We start from the raw sequence: 18,638 nt of genomic DNA, 5'->3' as shown, positions 1-18,638 counted from the left end.
GTCCCGCTTTTTGAATGGTACGACCATATTCCGATTGGGGTCACCGTTCGCCAACGTCTAGCGAGGATATAGCAGATGCAACGAACGGCGGCGGCAATGGCGGGTTTCCCGCGAAGGACCGACCGTCCAATAGGGTAGTGTAGGAAGAGCCTGAACCATGCAGTCCAGTGATAGCGCAGACCTGACCAAAGTTGGTCCCGGAACCGTGATGGGCAATTTCATGCGGCAATATTGGTTGCCCGCCTGCCTGTCGTCCGAAGTGCAGAGCGATGGCGATCCCGTTCGCCTGATGATCCTGTGCGAAAAGCTGATCGCCTTCCGCGACAGTTCAGGTCGCGTCGGCATCATGGACCATCGCTGTCCGCACCGCTGCGCGTCGCTCTTCATCGGCCGCAATGAGCAGAACGGCATCCGCTGTGTCTATCATGGCTGGAAATTCGACGTGGACGGCAAATGCGTCGATATGCCGTCCGTTCCCGCCCGCATGGACTTCAAGGAAAAGGTCCATGCCAAGGCGTACAAGACCCATGAAGCCAACGGCCTGATCTGGGTCTATATGGGGCAGGACCAGGCGAACCCGCCGCCGCTGCCGGAAATCGAAGCGACGATGCACCCGGACGCCGAAATCTGGTGCCTGCAACGCGATTGCAACTGGCTTCAGGCGCTGGAAGGCGACATCGACACCAGCCATGTCGGCTTCCTGCATGTCGGCGGAATCGAGGCGGACGATCTGGAACCCGATCATCCGATGCGTCCGACCGTGCTGGACCGCGCGCCCGAATATGAAGTGGCCCAGTCCGACTGGGGCGTCATGTATGGCGGCTATCGTCCCAATGACGATGGCCAGATGAGCTGGCGCGTCGCCCATTATATGTTCCCGATGTGGACGCAGACGCCAAACAACCGTTTCGCCACGCGCGCCATCGCCCGTGCCTGGGTGCCGATGGACGACGAACATTCGATGCTGTTCGACATCACCTGCGGCGTGGATGCGGGCAACCCGGCCTATAATTCGACGCTGAAGGACGGCACGCCGCTGTTCGACCAGATCAGCTATGCGCCCAACTCGACCGACTGGTTCGGCCGCTGGCGATCGACCGACAGCGAAGCGAACGACTGGGCGATCGACCGGGAATCGCAGCGCAACGGCCATCAGTTCACCGGCATCCCCAACATCACGATGCAGGACCAGGCCGTCACCGAAAGCATGGGACCGGTCACGGATCACAGCTTCGAAAATCTGGCGCCGACCGACCAGATGATCGCCCGCGTCCGCCGCCGCGTATTGCTGGCCGCCCGCGCCTTCGCCAACAAGGGCACCGTGCCGCCGGGCATCGAAAATCCCGGCGTCTTCTACCGTGCCCGCGCAGGTTCCTTCCTGCACGATCCCAGCGACAGCCTGCAAAATGCCTATGAAACGGCCTTGGCAAAAGCGGTGCGCTGGCCTGAAAAGGTGGAAGCGGCAGAATGAAGCAGAATGGCGGCCGGCACGATCCATGTGCCGGACCGCCCCCGAACGAAGGGACATAGGGTGACGAGACGCATTGCGATCCGCACCGGGCGCCTATCCATCGCGTACCGGCCGGATCAAGAGACGCATCGCGCCGAGGAGAGAGTGTGATGCAGGTACGTATCCGGACCATCCGTTGGGAAGCGGACGGGATCAACAGCTATATATTGGAACCGGTCGGCGGCGGCATGATGCCCGCGTTCGATCCTGGCGCCCATGTCGATCTCCAGCTCGAAAAAGGGCTGGCGCGCAGCTATTCGCTGGTCAACGACCCAGCCATTCGCGGCTATTATGAAATCGCCGTCCACCACGCGATCGACGGTCGCGGCGGATCTCGCCATATCCACGAACAATGGCGCGTCGGCCAGATCGTGGAAATGTCCGAGCCGAAAAACAACTTCCCGATGGTGGAAGATGCCAGCCATACGGTGCTGGTCGCTGGCGGCATCGGCATCACGCCCATGTTGCCGATGATCGCGCGGTTGGAAAAACTCGGCCGCAGCTGGGAATTGCATTATGTCGCCGCAACGCCGGATCGCGCCGCCTATGTCGACCGGATCGAGGACTATGACCGGGTCGAGATCGCCTATGACGGCGTGCCCGGCGGCCAGCGGCTCGACCTGAAAGCCATTTGCGGCCGCGCCCCGGACGACGCCCATCTCTATTGCTGTGGCCCGACCGGCATGCTGGACGCCTTCGTCGCGACCAATGCCGACCGGCCCAAGGGCCACGCCCATATCGAATATTTCTCCGCCGAAACCGAGCTGGCGACCGACGGCGGATACACGCTGGAACTGGCCAAGTCGGGCAAGACCATCGCCGTGGAGGAAGGCGAAACGATGCTGGATGCGCTGCTGATGGCGGGCGTCGACATTGGTTTTGCGTGTTCGGAAGGGATTTGCGGCACCTGTCAGGTCAAGGTGCTGGACGGCGTCCCCGATCATCGCGACCATTTCCTGACTGATGAGGAAAAGGCCGCGAACAAGCTCATCATGGTCTGCTGCTCAGGCGCGAAGACCGCCAATCTGGTGCTGGACATATAAGGGTAAGTGCGCGGCCCAAGGGTAAGGGCGGCGATGAAGGATAACAGGGCAAAAGCCCATAGAGGAGAAGCCGTTTGGCAGGGATCGCGTTGGAGCCGGAAGGCAAGGGCATGCTGGACGCATTGCCCCTGTCCTCCTTTCAGGTCTGGGCTGTGCTGATGATTGCCGCGACCGTCGTTCTCGACGGTCTGGACAATCAGATGCTGGGCCTCGCCGCCCCATCCCTGCTGAAGGAATGGAATATCAGCCGCGATGCGCTGGGCTTCGTCTTTGCGCTGGGTTTCGTCGGCATGGGCGTAGGTACGCTGACGTCCGGCTTCATCGGTGACCGGTTCGGCCGGCGCGGCGCTTTGCTGATCGGCGTCGCGATCTTTGGCGTGGCGACGCTCGCTACCGGCTTTTCGGTCGAACTGTGGCATGTCGCGCTGCTCAAGACGCTGGCCGGCGTCGGCCTGGGCGGCGTACCCGGCACGGCCAGCGCGATGATCGCGGAATTCACCCCCGCCCGCTGGCGCAGCGTCGCCGTCACCTTCGGGGTCGTGTGCGTGTCGATCGGCGGCATATTGGGCGGCGTGGCTGCCGCTGCGATCCTGCCGGTACTGGGCTGGCGCTGGCTTTTCTATCTGGGCGGCATCCTCACCATGGCCTTTGTCGCGCTGCTCTGGTTCATCCTCCCCGAATCGCCCCGTTATCTGGCCGAACGGCCCGATCGGCGCGCGGAACTGGACGCGATCCTGCTCCGCATCGCCCATCCCGATCCGGCGTCCGTCAAACCGGCGGAGAAGGTGGATGGAAAGGCACCCTACACCCCGTTCAGCGCCTTGCTGAAAGGCACTATGTTGCGCGACAGTCTGGCGCTCAGCCTCGCCATGTTTTCGGGCATGTTCATGATCTACCTCATGTTCAACTGGGCGCCGACCATGCTCTTCAGCGCCGGCTTCGGGCTTCAGACCGCCAGCCTCGGCCTCACCAGCTTCAACCTGGGCGGTACGATCGGCGCGATGTTTGCCAGCCTGGCGATCATCCGCTTCGGATCGCGCCCCACGCTGATCCTGATGGCGATCACCGGCGCGGGTGTCTGTGCATTGCTGGCGCTTCTTCCCATCGATGGCGGGCGTAACGAGCCGGCGGTACTCGCCGCGCTCGGCGCGCTCGGCCTGTTCGCCAGCGCTGCGCAATCGGCCATGTTCGCGGTCGGCGCCCACGCCTTCCCGACCGCCGTGCGCGCCCGTGGCCTGGGCCTGATGGGGGCCGCCGGCCGCGCCGGAGCGATCGTCAGCGCGGTATCCGGCGCCACCCTGATCGGCGGCGGTAATATGGGCTTCTTCGGCGTTCTGGCCGCCCTGATGCTGGTCAACGCCCTTGGTTTCATCGCCGTGCGGGGCCATGTGCCCCGCCTCGGCCGGCAGGATGCACGCGCATGAGCGACTATGACTATATCGTGATCGGATCCGGCTCGGCGGGCAGCCTGATGGCCAATCGCCTGTCCGCCGACCCTGCCAACCGCGTCGCCCTGATCGAAGCCGGCCCGTCAGACCGCCATTGGCCGGTCAACATCAAGACCGCGATGCCGGTCGGCAACATCTTCCTGCTGCCGCACGAAAAATATAATTGGAAACAGTCGCTGGCAGGCAACGCGGCCGTCAACCACCGCCAGATCAATTTTCCGCGCGGCAAATTGTTCGGCGGATGCAGCGCCATCAATGGCGGCGTCTATATTCGCGGGCAGAAGGCCGACTATGACGGCTGGGCGGATGCAGGCAATGCAGGCTGGTCCCATGCCGACGTCCTGCCCGCGTTCAAGGCGGTGGAAAATTATCACGGGCCCGACCAGCCATGGCATGGCAAGGGTGGCGAACTGGACGTGGAAAAGCCCAAAAGCTGGAACCCGATCGCCACCGCGATCGTGGACGCCGCCGCGCAGGCCGGCCATCATCGCAACGCCGACTTTGCGGGCGAACGACAGGATGGCTTCGGCCGCTACGACCTCAACCAGCGCAACGGCACCCGCCTGTCGAGCGCCCGCGCCTTCCTCCATCCCGCGCTGCGGCGCGAGAACCTGACCGTCCTTGACGAAACCATGGTCCGCCGCATCCTCTTCGATCGTGGCCGCGCCAGCGGCATCGAAGTCGAGAAGGACGGTGCGCGCCGCATCCTCACTGCGCGGCGCGAGATCATCCTGTGCGCCGGCGCGACCAACTCGCCGCAGCTGCTGATGCTGTCGGGCATCGGCCCGCAGGATCATCTGCGCGATATGGGTATCGACCTGGTCCATCACCTCCCTGGCGTCGGCCAGCATTTGCAGGATCACCCGACCGTTCATGTCGCGATGGAAAATCCCTCGGCAGAAGCCTACGCCATCTCACCCAAGGCGCTGCCCCGCATCCTCGCCAGCCCCTTCCGCTATCTCTTCAACCGCACCGGCATGCTGGCCTCCAATGTCGCCGAATGCGGCGGCTTCCTGTGTACCGACGGCAGCGGCCGGCCGGACATCCAGATCACCTTCCTCGTCGGGCTGAAGATCGATGCCCGCTCCGTCCCGCGTCGCCACGGCTATATGGCGTTGATCCAGCTGCTCCGCCCCAAAAGCGCCGGTTCGGTCCGCCTCGCCAGCAACCGGCCGGAGGACAAGCCGGTCATCGATCCCAATTTCTTCGCCCATCCCTATGACATGAAGACCCTGATCGCAGGCTTCCGCGAAGCCCGCCGCATCTTCGCCCAACCCGCGCTCGCCGCCATGACGGGGGACGAAATCGAACCCGGCGCCCAGCATCAGAGTGATGGCGAAATCGACGCCGCACTGCGCCAGATCGTCAACACCGCCTATCACCCGACCGGCACGTGCAAGATGGGGCCGGACAGCGATCCCATGGCCGTGGTCGACAATCGCCTGCGCGTACGCGGCGTCGCCGGCCTGCGCGTGGTCGATGCCTCGGTCATGCCGGAGATCATCAGCGGCAACACCAGCGCCCCCACCATGATGATCGCGCAGCGTGCCGCCCGCTTCATCCTCGAAGACGCCCTTCGATCCAATATCGCCGCCTGATCCCGGCCCGGAGAGACTTATGACCATCACTACCATTCCGCCTCGCCCCGCGCTCCTCGACCGGCCCCAACAGGATATGCTGATCGGCGGCCAGCGCGTCCCAGCCTTGTCGGGCAAGCGGTTCGAAACCCGCAATCCCGCGACCGGCGAATTGCTGGCGCTGGTGGCGCAGGGTGGCGCGGAGGACGTCGATCGCGCGGTCCAGGCCGCCCGCGCCGCTCTCACCGGTCCGTGGGGCCGGATGAAGGGCGCCGAGCGTCAGCGCATCATGCTGCGCCTCGCCGATCTGGTGGAGGAACATTATGCGGAACTGGCGATGCTCGACACGCTGGATCTGGGCGCACCCTACAGCCGCACCATCCTTGGCAAGGCGCGCGCGGGCAGCTTGCTGCGCTATTATGCGGGTCAGGCGACCCTGATCGCCGGCGAAACGCTGGACAATAGCGCGCCCGGCGACGTCCTGTCCCATACGCTCAAGGAACCGATCGGCGTCGTCGCGGCGATCAACCCGTGGAACGGTCCGATCGGCATGTCCGTATGGAAAGCCGGCCCGGTTCTTGCCAGCGGCTGCACCCTCGTCATGAAGCCGGCCGAACAGACGCCGCTATCCGCGCTGCGCTTTGGCGAACTATGCCTGGAGGCGGGCGTGCCGGAAGGCGTCGTCAACATCCTGACTGGCATGGGCGATGCCGGCGCGGCGCTTTCCAGCCACCCCGGCGTGGACAAGATCGCCTTCACCGGATCGACCGGCGTGGGCGAAAAAATCCTGCACGCCGCCGCGCCCACCATGAAGCGGGTTACGGTCGAGCTGGGCGGCAAGTCCCCCAATATCGTCTTTGCCGACGCGGATCTGGACAAGGCGGTGCCCGCCGCCGCCATGGCCGTCTTCGCCAATTCGGGCCAGATTTGTTCGGCCGGCACCCGCCTCTTCGTCCAGTCCTCGATCCGGGCCGAATTCATGGAACGGTTGGCGGCCTTCACAAAGACGATCAAGGTCGGCGATCCGCTGAACCCCGAAACCCAGATCGGCCCGGTCGTCTCCGCGCTTCAGATGGACAAGATATTGGGCTTCATGGACAGCGCCGTGGCGGAGGGCGCCAGTGCGCTGTCCGGCGGCGGCCGCCTGTCCGGCGCCGGCTATGACGACGGCTATTTCCTCGCCCCCACCATCTTTGACCATGTCACCGACGATATGACGATCGCGCGGGAGGAGATTTTCGGCCCGGTTCTGTCCGCCTTCTCGTTCGAGACAATCGAGGAAGTGCTGGAGCGCGCGAACGCCACCCCCTTTGGCCTGGGCAGCGGCGTGTGGACCCGCGACCTCGCCACCGCGCACCGCATGGCGCGCGGGATCAGGGCCGGGTCGGTCTGGGTCAATTGCTACCAGATGCTCGACCCCGGCGTTCCCTTTGGCGGCTATGGCATGAGTGGTTTCGGCCGGGAATCCGGCCCGCACCATATCGAGGATTATCTGGAAACCAAGGCGGTGTGGATCAAGCTGGACTAAGGAAGCGTGGCGCAAGGTTGAAACGGCGGTGGTCGGATCAGTTCGACCCGCGCCGTTTAAAGTCTGGAGCCCCTTTGGAAACGAGAAATCGCTATTTGGCCATTTCCGCTTTCTCTTCCAGTTCAAACTCCAGCGCGATTGCGGCGTCATCTGTGTTGAGATGGCCCACTCTTGATGCCACTTTCTCAGCCAGAACCGCTTCGACCCCCCAGGCCTTGGCCGCCGCCAGCGCGATTTTCCTTCGGTTTTCCAAGGGTTCGTTCAGGGCCTTCTCCCTGTGAAAGGCTTCCTGCTCTCGACAATGCGTCACTGAAATTTTCATCTGCCTTGCTCCGTTTCTACCGCTTGATATGTTCCAGTCCCGGCACAACACCCCCGTTTTCCGATGGCTTGGACGCATTGCTCTTGGGCTTTTCGGCCTTGGGCTTGCGGATTTCGCGGTTCGATTTCTTCTGTGACTTGGCCACGATATTGTCCTTTTTGGGAAAACGGATGAGGATAAGGCGACGTGCAGACCGTCAGGCGGCCACGACTTCCCGCATCACAATAGGCAAGGGCATTTCTGGCGCGGGCGCATATTCCGTCACCCGATAGATATTCGCCGCGGGAGTCAGCAGATGGCGTTCCAGCAAAGGCAGAATATCGGGATCTTCCTCCGCATCGAACTTACGCGCAAAAAGATCGCTGCTGCGTTGCAGCTGTGCCAGATCCGCCCCTTCATAATTGCGCGGGCGCAATTTGATGTCGCCATCTGGCACCCAATCGATCATGCGCAAATCATCGTTCATGACGCTGCTGCGGTCATAGCTGTTCATCATGACAGTCTGGAAAAACGCCTCGTCCGCGATGAAGCTGTTGCGGTAGAAGGCCTTGAACCGATCGGCTCCAGGGTCATGGCAGACAAATTCGCAAAAGCTGCGGGTGACGGCTTTCCATTGCGTGCCGATAAACGGCGTATCGCCTGCCAGATAGGGCCGCGCCACGCCCGTCGCCGTCATCCCGCCCTCGTCTTCGGTGAAGATATGGCTGATCCGGTTGAGCGTATCGGGGCGTTCCTTACGCTGGTCGAGCGCGCGAATAAATTGCTTGTCAGGATTGGCCGCAAAAAACTGGCGGATGTAATTCTGGCTCTTGAGCGGAAAATCCTGCCCGGACAGATTGATATAGTGAGTCCATGACGCATCCATGGCCAGAAGGTGGGCCATGCCGCGCAGTTCGGCATCCACCAGGCTATACCCACCCCACAGGGCATTTTTCGCCTCCAGTAGTTCGGCCCCCTGGAAGGGTTCCAGAAAAGTCGAAATGTCCTTCTCCAGATCTTCGCCAGAACTTTTGTCCACATGTACGACATATTGGTTGCCGGGAAGATATATCGCTTTGAACAGCCGCTTGAATTGCTCTGGATAACGATGGACGAGAAGAAAATATGCGATCATGGGCACGCCTCATCGACTGCGCCATTCGCCGGCTGCCACACCCCCGGAAACGACGACAATTGCCTCCTGTCTCAGGAAAGCCAATCAAATGAATTTCTGATCGTAAAGAGACAACGCCAGACAGAATTGCAGTTTTTGAAAGCAACGGCGCTATAACCATGTGGTGATACGATATCTGAATTACAAGATCGTCTTCGATCAGATAATTTATTCGCCGAAGTATGGATAATCAGAAAATATTCTGCATCTTCGCGAAGATGCTGGCAAATATTTGACAAATTGACGCGATGATCCGGCATCGTCATCAAACCCAGCCGGCACCCCGCAAACCGACGATGTCCGCCTCTTCCGCCCGCCGTGTCGCTGCATCCTTGACCAGATCCAGAAATCGTCGCTGGATCGCAGTCGGGCGCCAGCTGCGCCGTGTCGTGATGCCCACCAAACGGCGGCTGGTTTCCAGCGGCGGGCCGATCTGCGTCAACAATCCGCTACGGATCTGCAACGCCACCTGATCGGGCGACAACAGGGTCAGGAAATGCCCTTCGGTCAACAGGCGGCCGATGATCATCACCGATCCGCACTCGATCGGCGTCGGCGGTTGTGGCTGGTCGGTGAAGAGTTGCTGCCATTGTTCGCGCAGCGGCGAATTGGCCGGCGCGACAATCCAGGGATAGGCGGCCAGCTGCGCCATCGTCGGCGCGGCCACCTGCGCCAGCGGATGCCCGCTGCCCGCCGCGATCACCAGCCGATCCTCCACCAGTGGCATCTGGTAAAGGTCGGCGATCTCATAGGGTCGCAGCGCCCCGACGATCATGTCGATCACCCCGTCGCGCAGCGGCTCGACCAGTTCGCGCCAGCTGCCCTCCAGCACCTTGAACGCCGCGCGCGGCTCCTCCCGCGTCAGGCGGCCCATGGCGGCCGGCACCAGATAGGGCCGCGACAAGGGCAAGGCGCCGAACGCGATCAGTTCGCTCCCGCTGCCGCTGTCCAGCCCCAGATCGGCGATCGCCGCCGAAATCTCCGCCACCGCCAGCCGCGTACCGCGCGCCAGCCTCTTGCCCGCCGGATTGAGCCACACCACCCGCCCGCGCCGCTCGACCAGCTTGCCGCCGATCATCTGCTCCAGATCGCCGACCGCGCGATGCACCGCCGTCTGCGACAGGCCAGCGCCCTGCGCGGCAGAGGCAAAGCTCCCAGCCTCCGCCAGCGCCAGAAAGGCGCGCAACTGGGTCATCGTCATCAGCCTTTCGGGGTGCAGGAACACCGCCGACAGCCCCTTGGCCCCCACCGACAGATGTTCCAGCGCGGCCTGCGCGCGGTCGATCACAATCTCTCCCATCGGCGTCGCGACCATGCCGCCCGATCGCCGCTCGAACAGCGTATAGCCGAACTGTCGTTCCAGTTTCGCCAGACCCTGAGTCAGTGCCGGCTGCGACAGGCTGACGGCATCGGCGGCAGCCGTGATGCCGCCATGCTCCCGGATCGCGAGCAAAGCGCGCAAGTGCCGCAGATTGAGGTCAAACGGGTCGGTGGACATGGCGACGACATCCTAATGCGTGCTGGCCGGAACGCCAACGGCTTTGAAAATTTGAATGGACTGACCATTTATCAAATGGTAGGACCATTTCAGAAGATCAAGCGATTCAACTGTCCAACTCGTTGTCTCATTCATGAAGGAGGGGAAGCCCCGTGGATTTCGAACTGCCCGATGATATCAAGGAATTTTGCGACGTCACCCGCACGATCGTGCGCGATCTGTTGCCCTATGAAGTCGAATTTCAGGAAAAGGGGGTCATCCCGCCGATCGTCCGCCAGACGCTGGTCGACAATGGCTATTTCGGCATGGCCCTGCCCGAAGCCTATGGCGGCCTGGGCCTCGGCGCGCTGGCACAGGCGGCGGTGCAGATCGAACTCGCCCGCCTTCCACCTCAATTCTGGACCGAACTGCGTCCTCTGATGGGGCCGGGCGCAAAAAACATCATCTATCATGCCAGCGAGGAACAGCGCGCCGCCCTCCTCCCCGGCATGGCGTCGGGCGAAATCCCGATCGCCTTTGCGCTCACCGAACCCAATAGCGGTTCCGATCCCGGTTCGATGCGCACCACCGCCGTCCGCAACGCCGACGGCTGGCGGATCAACGGCAGCAAGACCTTCATCTCCAACGGAAAGAAGGCCAAATATGTCATCGTCTATGCCTATACGGACAAAGCGGCGGGCGCCCGCAATGGCATCTCCGCCTTCCTGATGCCGGCCGATACGCCCGGCTTCTCCGTCACGGGTACGATCGAACTGATGGGCACCGCCTCGCCCGGCGTTTACGAACTCAGCTTCGACGAATGTCAGGTACCGGCCGACGCGCTGCTGGGCGAAGAGGGTCAAGGCTTCCGCTACGCACTCGAAGGCCTCAATGAAGGGCGGATCAACGTCGGTGCCACGGCGGTCGGGATGGGCGAATATGCGCTGGAACTGGCAATCGAGGAATCGAAGGTGCGTCCGGCCTTTGGCGGCGTCATCTCCGAATTCCAGGCGATCCGTCACTATCTCGCCAATATGGCGACCGATATGCGCGCTGCGCGGTTGATGCTGCTCGACGCCGCCTGGCGCTATGATCAGGGTGACAAGAGCCGCGAACGCGCGTCCATGGCCAAGCTGTTCGCCACCGAAGCGGGTAGCCGCACCGTCGATACCGCCGTCCAGATTTTCGGCGGCAACGGTTATTGCCGCGGATTTGCGGTGGAGCGCATGTATCGCGACATCCGCATTACCCGGATTTACGAAGGCTCCTCGGAAATCCAGCGCAACACCATCGCGCGGGAATTGCTGCGCTAAACGCTGTGGGAGGGGAAGCAATTCCCCTCCCACAATCATCAGATCAATTGCCCTGCCGTCCGCAAGTCCGCGACCGCCGCATCTGACAACCCCAATTCTTCCCGCAGCAACGATGCGCCATGTTCGCCCAGTTGCGCCACCAGATCGCGCGGCTGCGCCCGCGACCCGCTCATGAGAAAGGGTGGATTGGGTACGGCAAAGGAACCGGCGCCGTCATGGATCGTCGTCCACGCCTCCCGCGCGGCAAGTTGCGGATCGTCCAGTACCGCCGCCATATCACGATAACATGCACATGGCACGCCATGCCGTGACAGGATCGCCTCCGCCTCAGCCGATTTCCGCTCGATAGTCCATTGTTCGGTCAGGCCCAGCAGCGTCGCCCAATTGGCGTTGCGATCGGCATTGGTGCGAAAGCGCGGATCGTCGCGCCATTCCGGATGCCCCACCGCATCGCTCAACTGCTCGAAATTGCGCGGGCTGGTCGGCGCCACCATGATGAAGCCGTCGCTCGTGCGAAGCGGCGAGTACAGCGGCCGGCGAGCGCCACCGGGAAACTGCGCTTCCTGCGCCTCGAACACCAGCATCCCGACCATCGCCTCCAGCATCGACAGGTCGATATGTTGCCCCCGTCCCGTCTTCTCCCGCTGGTAGAGCGCGGCCTGGATCGCACCGAACGCATGGGTGCCACCCAGCACATCGGCGACAAAAATGCCGCCGGTCGCCGGGCGATCGGCACCATCCTGATAGTGAAGATTGACCATGTCGAAACCGCTGGCCGCGTGGATCACCGGCGCATAGGCGGGATGATGCGCCTTGGGCCCTTCCTGCCCGTAACCGGAAATGGAACAATAGATGAGCCTGGGATTGATGGCAGACAGGGTCGCATAATCCAACCCGAAACGCTGCATCACGCCAGGCCGGAAATTTTCCACCACCACATCGAACCGCTTTACCAGTTCAAGGATAAGTGCGCGAATTTCGGGAGATTTGAGGTTACAGGCGATCGAGCGCTTGCCCGCGTTCAAATGGCCGAAATAGGCGCTATGCCCATCGCGCACCGGCGGTCGCGCGCGCACCTGATCCCCTTCCAATGACTCCACCTTCACCACATCCGCGCCGAGATCAGCCAACATCCGCGTCGCGAAAGGGCCAGCCATCACGCTGGTGAAATCCAGCACCCGTACGCCGGCCAGAGCATCGCCCTTCGCCGCAGCTTCTTCCTTGGCCATGCCTCATCCCCGATAGAACCAAAATGTGTAATGGTCCTACCTATTGCATGGCAGATAAGGGTGGTCAATCTAGACCAGCGACGTGGCGCGCGCTTTCCCGCCCGTGGCCGTCACCGCCGTCGCCTTGAGATTCTTGCGAACATGGCGATGCACACGCTCCAAATGCTTGCGCATTTCAGTTGCGGCCGCATCCGCATCACGCGCTCGCAAATGTCGCACCAGGTTGAAGCGGGATTCGATCAACGTCTCCTGTAACGTCTCATAATCCGGCCCCTGCACGAATTCATGCAGAATAGCAGAGAGCGAATCCACGAAGATTCCGAACATGCGGTTCTTGGTCGCGCGCGCCAACACGCGATAATAAGACGCCGCGCATTCATAGCGCGCCTCAACGCTGCTTTCGTGCCGAGTCCGATCCGCAATTGCTTCCAACTCGGCAAGATCCGCTTCGCTGGCCCGCTCGCAGGCCAGCCGCACAATGATCTCCTGCGTTGCCAGCCGCGCTTCGGTCAATTCGTCCAGCGAGACATTGCCCAGATGCACATAGTCCTGCATCGCCTGCACGATCCTGTCGGGCTCCGCCGACTGTATGAAGGCGCCACCCTTTACGCCCTTCACATTACGGATGATCCCCGCCACCTCCAGGCTGCGCAGCGCCTCTCGCAAGGCACTACGGCTTACTTGAAATTCTGCTGCCAGTTCGCGTTCGGCCGGCAATTTGTCACCGGTCTTCAAGGTGCCCGTCGCCAGTTGGGCGCGAATCTGTTCGCATATGATCTCAAAAGCGCGTTGCGTTTTGATCGGTGCGAAGTTGGGAACAGGAGATGGCGTTTTCATGTCGGATGAACCTATGGAAGGGGAGAGGCAACGCTAACCTTCTCCATGGCATCGGGCAATGGTTCGACCACTTGACCGATCATCAGGCGCTGGAGTTATGATGGACGCACCATCAATTGAATTTGGCTGTCCATAGAGCCGCCGGACCAGCTTTCGACATCCGGCAGGCGCTATAGGCTCGCAGAAAAGCCGGCGACATCGCGACGGCTCGTCCATGCCACAGAGTGGCTATGCTCGCGTCGCGCCAGCCATATCCACTGCTTGACGCGCCCCCCCGCAAAATGGTGAGGATGATGCAAGGGGCTCGACCTTTCCGGCGAGACAGCCCACACACAGAACGCCTCTCCAGGTCGTCGACCAGGGCGGGCGCCATCCCGCCATACTACAGGGGCCGCCTTATGAAGATTGACCTTACGCTCCTGCTGGCGGCCGTGCTGGCCGCGGTGTCGCCCGATGCGGCGCTGGCGAAGGACGGCCTGGAAACGCTGATCGGCCGCGTGGAGCGACAGGCCAGCGGCGGAGCGCAGGTCGATGTTCGTCTGCTCAATACGGGCACGGCCACGATGAAAGCCGATGTGGCCGATGTGGTGGAAGCCCGGCTCGATCGGCCTGGCGCGCTTGGCACTGGCCGCACCGTCACCCTGCGACGTGACCCTGACACCCCCGCCGTGCACAGTATCGCGCCAGGGAGCTTTTCTACCGTACATTATCAGTTGGAACCGGACGCCTTTCAGGATGGCGCACTTCTATCCATTCCCGGCTGGGGCGGCCAGGCGGTGACGCTCGTCGCCGCACCCGTAGCGATCGACGGCACCCCTCCCGGAACCGATATCGATACTCACGGGCCCGCTGCACCCGCGATCGCGCAGACAACGGCTACGCCCTCTCCCAGCGATCGAACGGTCGGCAACGCTTTCCTGGAAAATCTGAGCGCCTATCAACCTATCTATGCCGTTTACGGTCCCGGCACCGATAGCGAGGCACGCATCCAGCTGAGCTTCAAATATCAACTGTTCGGTAGCCAGGCACGGGAAGGGCATCCGACGCTGGGGGACGGTTTCTACTTCGGCTATACGCAGCGCATGTTCTGGGATCTGGGTGCGGATTCGTCGCCTTTTCGCAATATCGATTTCCAGCCGGAGCTATTCTACACGACCCCTCCAAAGCCGCTCTCGGACGATGCAACGCTCAGCGCCCAGATCGGTTTGCGCCATGAATCCAACGGACGGGACGGGGAGTTTTCACGCAGCCTGAACACCATATATGTCGCACCGATGGCGGCCTTTTCGCTCGGCCGCGGAACGCGCCTGACCGTAGCGCCGCGCGCATGGATTTATGCCGGCGATCTGTCGGACAATCCCGACATTCGCCGCTATCGTGGAAACAGCGGAGTCTCCGTCGAGATCGGTCAAGATGACGGCCTGCGCCTTTCCACATCGAGCCGGATCAACTTCGGTAGCGGCAAGGGGTCGATCGCTGCCGACCTTTCCTATCCGTTGCGCCGCATCCTGGGTGGCGGCCCGGACTTCTATCTCTTCGGGCAGAGCTTTGTTGGCTATGGCGAGAATCTGTTGGACTATAACCGCCGCACCACCCGGCTGCGCATCGGCGTGGCGTTGGTGCGCTAAGAAATAGATGCTGCCGTTGGCAATCTGACCCATTCGGGATGCCCGACCTCGATTCCATCCGACCGGATGCAGGTGCCACAGGAACCAAAGCCGATGTTGCACGCTAAGTCAGCCGGAGGCTCCTCATGGCAACGCGCGCATATTGGCAAGGTCAAATCAAGCTGGCGCTGGTATCGATCCCGGTCGAGATCTACCCTGCGACCAAGTCCGGCGCGGCCATCTCCTTCCGTCAGATCCACGAGCCTACGGGCAAGCCCATACAATATGAGAAGGTGGTCAGTGGCGTAGGGCCGGTCGATCGCGATGAGATTCTCAAGGGTTACGAGCTATCCAAGGGCAATTATGTCCTGCTCGAACAGGAAGAGATTGAAGCCGTCAAGATCGAGAGCCGCAAGACGCTGGACCTCGTCCAATTCGTCGAGGCTGACGCGATCGACGTCCTCTTTTACGAAAAGCCCTATTTCGTGGTCCCGGCAGACGACCTGGCCGAGGAAGCCTATGCGGTCCTGCGTGACGCGCTGCGACAGACGAAAAAAGTGGGACTTGGCCAGCTCTCCGTTCGGGGCCGCGAGCAACTCGTATCGCTCAAACCCTGCGGTCGGGGCCTGGTGCTGGAAGTGCTCCGCTATGCCGATGAGGTGAACAAGGCTCAAAGCTACTTCAAGGGACTGCCGACGGATACGGCGGATGAGGATATGCTGGATCTCGCGGTCAGCATCATCGACAAGAAGACTGCGCCCTTCAAGCCCGACGAGTTTCACGATCGCTATGTCGATGCGCTCCACCGCCTGATCGAAAAGAAGAAGAAGGCCAAGGGCAAACGGATCATCGAGGATGTGGATGACGAGCCGACGGGACGCAAGGCGGGCAATGTTATCGACCTGATGGCGGCGCTCAAAAAGTCCGCCGGCGGCGGGAAGGGCACTCCAGCGAAAAAGGTAGCCACCAAAGCCAAAACTGCGACCAAAAAGACGGCACCCAAGCGCAAGAGCGCGTGATGCCCGCGAAAGACGCCCTCTCCACCTATAATGCCAAACGCGACTTCGCCCGGACCCGCGAGCCCAAGGGCAAGGTCGCGAAGACCGGTGGCAACAGCTTCGTCGTGCAGAAACATGCGGCAACCCGACTGCATTGGGACTTCCGACTGGAGATGGACGGCGTGCTCAAGAGCTGGGCCGTGACCAAGGGGCCGAGCATCGACCCGGCCGACAAGCGGCTGGCGGTGCGGACGGAAGATCATCCGCTCGATTATGGCACGTTCGAAGGCTCCATCCCCAAGGGGGAATATGGTGGCGGTACGGTGATGTTGTGGGATCACGGGACATGGGAGCCGATTGCCGGCAAGAGCGCCGACGATATCAGGGACGGCCACCTGCACTTCATCCTGCATGGACAGCGGATGAAGGGCGAATGGCTGTTAGTGCGGATGAAGGGGCGCCCTAAGGAAAAACGCGAAAATTGGTTGCTGCGCAAGATCGACGACAAGGAGGCTGGATCGGGCGACATGTTGGTGGAGCGGGCGCTGACCAGCATCCTGACCGACCGTTCCATGGCGCAGATCGAGGCGGACAAAGGTGGAGAACAATCGCTGGCAGGTGCGAAAGGCAAGGCCTTTTCCGCCAGGATGCAGGCGGCGAAGGTTCATAATGCGAAGGTTGCGCCCAAGCGTAAAGCGCGCTCCGCCGCCCTGCCCCGGTTCGTGAAGCCCCAACTCGCGACGCTGGTGGACGCTGTACCGACCGGCAACGACTGGTTGCATGAGATCAAATATGACGGCTATCGCGCGCTGATCGCGGCGAGTGGCGAGACTGTGCGGCTCTATACCCGCAACGGCCTAGATTGGACCGACAAGTTCGCGCCGTTGGTTGCATCGATCGCCACGCTGGACCTGCCACCTTGCCTGATAGATGGCGAAGTCGTCGCGCTGGATAACGATGGCAATCCGGATTTCTCCACGCTTCAAAATGCGCTCAAACGGGGGCACGGCCAGGAGGATGCCGATCATCCATTGCACCTGTTTGCCTTCGATCTCCTGTCGCTTGATGGACAGGATCTCAAGAGCCTGACGACGATCGAGCGCAAGGAGCGGCTGGAGGCGCTGCTGGTCGACGCCGAGGCCCCCATCCATGTTTCCGACCATGTGCTGGGCGCGGGTGAGAGCCTGCTCCGGTCGCTGTGCGAGGCGGGGCAGGAAGGCATCATCTCCAAACGCGCGGACGCCCCCTATCGCAGTATGCGAACCCGCAGCTGGGTTAAGGTCAAATGCACGCGCCGACAGGAGTTCGTAATCGTCGGCTGGTCGAAAAGCACGGCCAAGGCGCGGCCGTTCGCATCGCTGCTGCTTGCCCAGCATGAGGGCAAGACACTGATCTACAAAGGCAAGGTCGGGACAGGCTTCGATGGTGCAACAATGGATGATCTCGCTACGGCGATGTTGCCGCTGGCAACGGACAAGCCGGCGGCTGATGTGCCTCGCGTAGAGGCACGCGGCGCCAACTGGATCAAGCCCAAGCTGGTCGCGGAAGTTGCATTCGCGGAATTCACCGGCGACGGCCGCATCCGCCATGGCAGTTTCCTGGGCCTGCGTGCCGACAAGCCGGCCACGGCCGTGAAACCGGAAAAGCCCGCGCCCGCCCCCTCCCCGCAAAGCAGCGCCGCGACCAGCAGCCGCGAGCGGGTCATCTTCCCGGACAGCGGGCAGACCAAGGGCGATCTGGCAGACTATTATGCCCGCATCGCACCGTTGATGCTGCCCTTCGCAGCAAACAGGCCGATCAGCCTGGTGCGCTGCCCGCAAGGCCGAGCCAAGAAATGCTTCTTCCAGAAGCATGACAGCGGCGCTTTGGGCGATGCCGTACGGCAGGTGCCCATCCGGGAGAAAAATGGCGGGTCGGAGGATTATATTTATGTCGAGGATGCCGAAGGTCTGCTTGCCTGCGTCCAGATGGGGACGATCGAGTTTCATGGCTGGGCGAGCCGGGCGGATGCCGTCGAGCAACCAGAGCGGATGATCTTCGATCTCGATCCCGATGAAGGGCTGGACTTCGACTTCGTGAAGCAGGCGGCCGCAGATATACGCGATCATCTGACCGATATCGGCCTGGTTTCCTTCGCCATGCTCTCTGGCGGCAAGGGCGTGCATGTCGTCGTCCCGCTGACCACCGGCCATAGCTGGGAAACGCATAAGGATTTTGCCTCCCGCTTCGCCCAGGCGCTGAGCGCCGCGGAGCCGGAGCGCTTCACCGCGACGATGAGCAAGGCGAAACGGAAGGGCCGCATCTTCATCGACTGGCTGCGCAACCAGCGTGGCAGCACCGCGATCCTGCCCTATTCTGCGCGCGCCCGCGCAGGCGCGCCGGTCGCGGTACCGATTGCGTGGAGCGACCTTAAGGGCATGAAGGATGCCCATCCCTTTTCGATCGATGACATAGATGCACTGTTGAAGCGGGCCACCAAACTCAAGGGTTGGGGCTTCTCGGCCCAGGGCCTGCCTGAAATCTAAGGCTGGACGCGCGATCAGAGCGACCGATTGCGTCCGGGTGGAACGAGAAATATTGCGCACGCGATAGTCAT

Annotated in this window: 16 protein-coding genes; 10 read left to right on the top strand and 6 right to left on the bottom strand. The window is 62.1% G+C overall.

What is annotated here, in order from left to right; translation table 11 throughout:
• Positions 1–157: 157 nt before the first annotated feature.
• The 5 genes from AC07UX_RS10255 (at position 158) to AC07UX_RS10235 (ending at position 7,106) form a co-directional block, all read left to right on the top strand.
• Entirely contained in the window at positions 158–1,471 is a 1,314-nt protein-coding gene (locus AC07UX_RS10255; RefSeq protein WP_495191904.1) for a Rieske 2Fe-2S domain-containing protein, read from the top strand.
• Positions 1,472–1,620: 149 nt separating this feature from the next.
• Positions 1,621–2,553, top strand: a complete 933-nt coding sequence (locus AC07UX_RS10250) for a PDR/VanB family oxidoreductase (protein WP_495191903.1) — start codon at positions 1,621–1,623, stop codon at positions 2,551–2,553.
• A gap of 74 nt (positions 2,554–2,627) precedes the next feature.
• Positions 2,628–3,977: an MFS transporter gene (locus AC07UX_RS10245; RefSeq protein ID WP_495191902.1), complete on the top strand. Its 1,350-nt coding sequence runs from the start codon at positions 2,628–2,630 to the stop codon at positions 3,975–3,977.
• The gene (locus AC07UX_RS10240; RefSeq protein WP_495191901.1) at positions 3,974–5,599 is read left to right on the top strand and encodes a GMC family oxidoreductase; all 1,626 of its coding nucleotides are present in this window, start codon (positions 3,974–3,976) and stop codon (positions 5,597–5,599) included. The genes AC07UX_RS10245 and AC07UX_RS10240 overlap by 4 nt, the downstream gene beginning before the upstream one ends.
• Positions 5,600–5,618: 19 nt before the next feature.
• Positions 5,619–7,106: an aldehyde dehydrogenase family protein gene (locus AC07UX_RS10235; RefSeq protein ID WP_495191900.1), complete on the top strand. Its 1,488-nt coding sequence runs from the start codon at positions 5,619–5,621 to the stop codon at positions 7,104–7,106.
• A gap of 91 nt (positions 7,107–7,197) precedes the next feature.
• On the opposite strand, the gene AC07UX_RS10230 is transcribed toward AC07UX_RS10235, so the two are convergent.
• From AC07UX_RS10230 to AC07UX_RS10220, 3 genes are read right to left on the bottom strand one after another with little or no spacing between them, the layout of a single operon-like run.
• The gene (locus AC07UX_RS10230; protein ID WP_495191899.1) at positions 7,198–7,428 is read right to left on the bottom strand and encodes a hypothetical protein; all 231 of its coding nucleotides are present in this window, start codon (positions 7,426–7,428) and stop codon (positions 7,198–7,200) included.
• Between the two features lie 16 nt (positions 7,429–7,444).
• Positions 7,445–7,573, bottom strand: a complete 129-nt coding sequence (locus AC07UX_RS10225; RefSeq protein WP_495191898.1) for a hypothetical protein — start codon at positions 7,571–7,573, stop codon at positions 7,445–7,447.
• A gap of 51 nt (positions 7,574–7,624) precedes the next feature.
• Entirely contained in the window at positions 7,625–8,542 is a 918-nt protein-coding gene (locus tag AC07UX_RS10220) for a beta-1,6-N-acetylglucosaminyltransferase (RefSeq protein ID WP_495191897.1), read from the bottom strand.
• Between AC07UX_RS10220 and AC07UX_RS10215 the strand changes: the two genes are divergently transcribed.
• Positions 8,447–8,698, top strand: coding sequence for a hypothetical protein (locus AC07UX_RS10215; protein ID WP_495192298.1), 252 nt, complete (start codon positions 8,447–8,449; stop codon positions 8,696–8,698). The two genes, AC07UX_RS10220 and AC07UX_RS10215, sit on opposite strands and share 96 nt — an antisense overlap.
• Before the next feature lie 148 nt (positions 8,699–8,846).
• Here AC07UX_RS10215 and AC07UX_RS10210 read toward each other — a convergent pair whose 3' ends face one another.
• Entirely contained in the window at positions 8,847–10,079 is a 1,233-nt protein-coding gene (locus tag AC07UX_RS10210; protein ID WP_495191896.1) for a LysR family transcriptional regulator, read from the bottom strand.
• Between the two features lie 152 nt (positions 10,080–10,231).
• Between AC07UX_RS10210 and AC07UX_RS10205 the strand changes: the two genes are divergently transcribed.
• On the top strand, positions 10,232–11,371 hold the full coding sequence (locus AC07UX_RS10205; RefSeq protein WP_495191895.1) for an acyl-CoA dehydrogenase family protein: 1,140 nt from the start codon (positions 10,232–10,234) through the stop codon (positions 11,369–11,371).
• Positions 11,372–11,409: 38 nt separating this feature from the next.
• Here the strand turns inward: AC07UX_RS10205 and AC07UX_RS10200 are convergent, their stop codons facing one another.
• Together AC07UX_RS10200 and AC07UX_RS10195 are read right to left on the bottom strand one after the other, a co-directional pair.
• Entirely contained in the window at positions 11,410–12,600 is a 1,191-nt protein-coding gene (locus AC07UX_RS10200) for a CaiB/BaiF CoA transferase family protein (RefSeq protein WP_495191894.1), read from the bottom strand.
• A gap of 69 nt (positions 12,601–12,669) precedes the next feature.
• Positions 12,670–13,437: a FadR/GntR family transcriptional regulator gene (locus AC07UX_RS10195; protein ID WP_495191893.1), complete on the bottom strand. Its 768-nt coding sequence runs from the start codon at positions 13,435–13,437 to the stop codon at positions 12,670–12,672.
• 398 nt (positions 13,438–13,835) lie between these two features.
• Here AC07UX_RS10195 and AC07UX_RS10190 point away from each other — a divergent pair, with 398 nt between their 5' ends.
• The 3 genes from AC07UX_RS10190 to ligD all read left to right on the top strand — a co-directional run bounded on the left by AC07UX_RS10190 (position 13,836) and on the right by ligD (position 18,567).
• On the top strand, positions 13,836–15,065 hold the full coding sequence (locus tag AC07UX_RS10190) for a phospholipase A (RefSeq protein WP_495191892.1): 1,230 nt from the start codon (positions 13,836–13,838) through the stop codon (positions 15,063–15,065).
• A 125-nt stretch (positions 15,066–15,190) separates the two neighbouring features.
• Complete coding sequence (gene ku / locus AC07UX_RS10185) at positions 15,191–16,063, top strand: non-homologous end joining protein Ku (RefSeq protein WP_495191891.1); 873 nt, start codon at positions 15,191–15,193, stop codon at positions 16,061–16,063.
• A complete protein-coding gene (gene ligD / locus AC07UX_RS10180; RefSeq protein ID WP_495191890.1) occupies positions 16,063–18,567 on the top strand; it encodes a DNA ligase D in 2,505 nt (834 codons plus the stop codon). Before ku ends, ligD begins: the two co-directional genes overlap by 1 nt.
• The last annotated feature ends 71 nt before the right edge of the window (positions 18,568–18,638 follow it).

The organism is Sphingobium sp. GW821-FHT02B05 (genome assembly GCF_059421905.1).
Note: the sequence above shows the minus strand (reverse complement) of the source record. Positions and strands in the feature narration are given on the sequence as shown.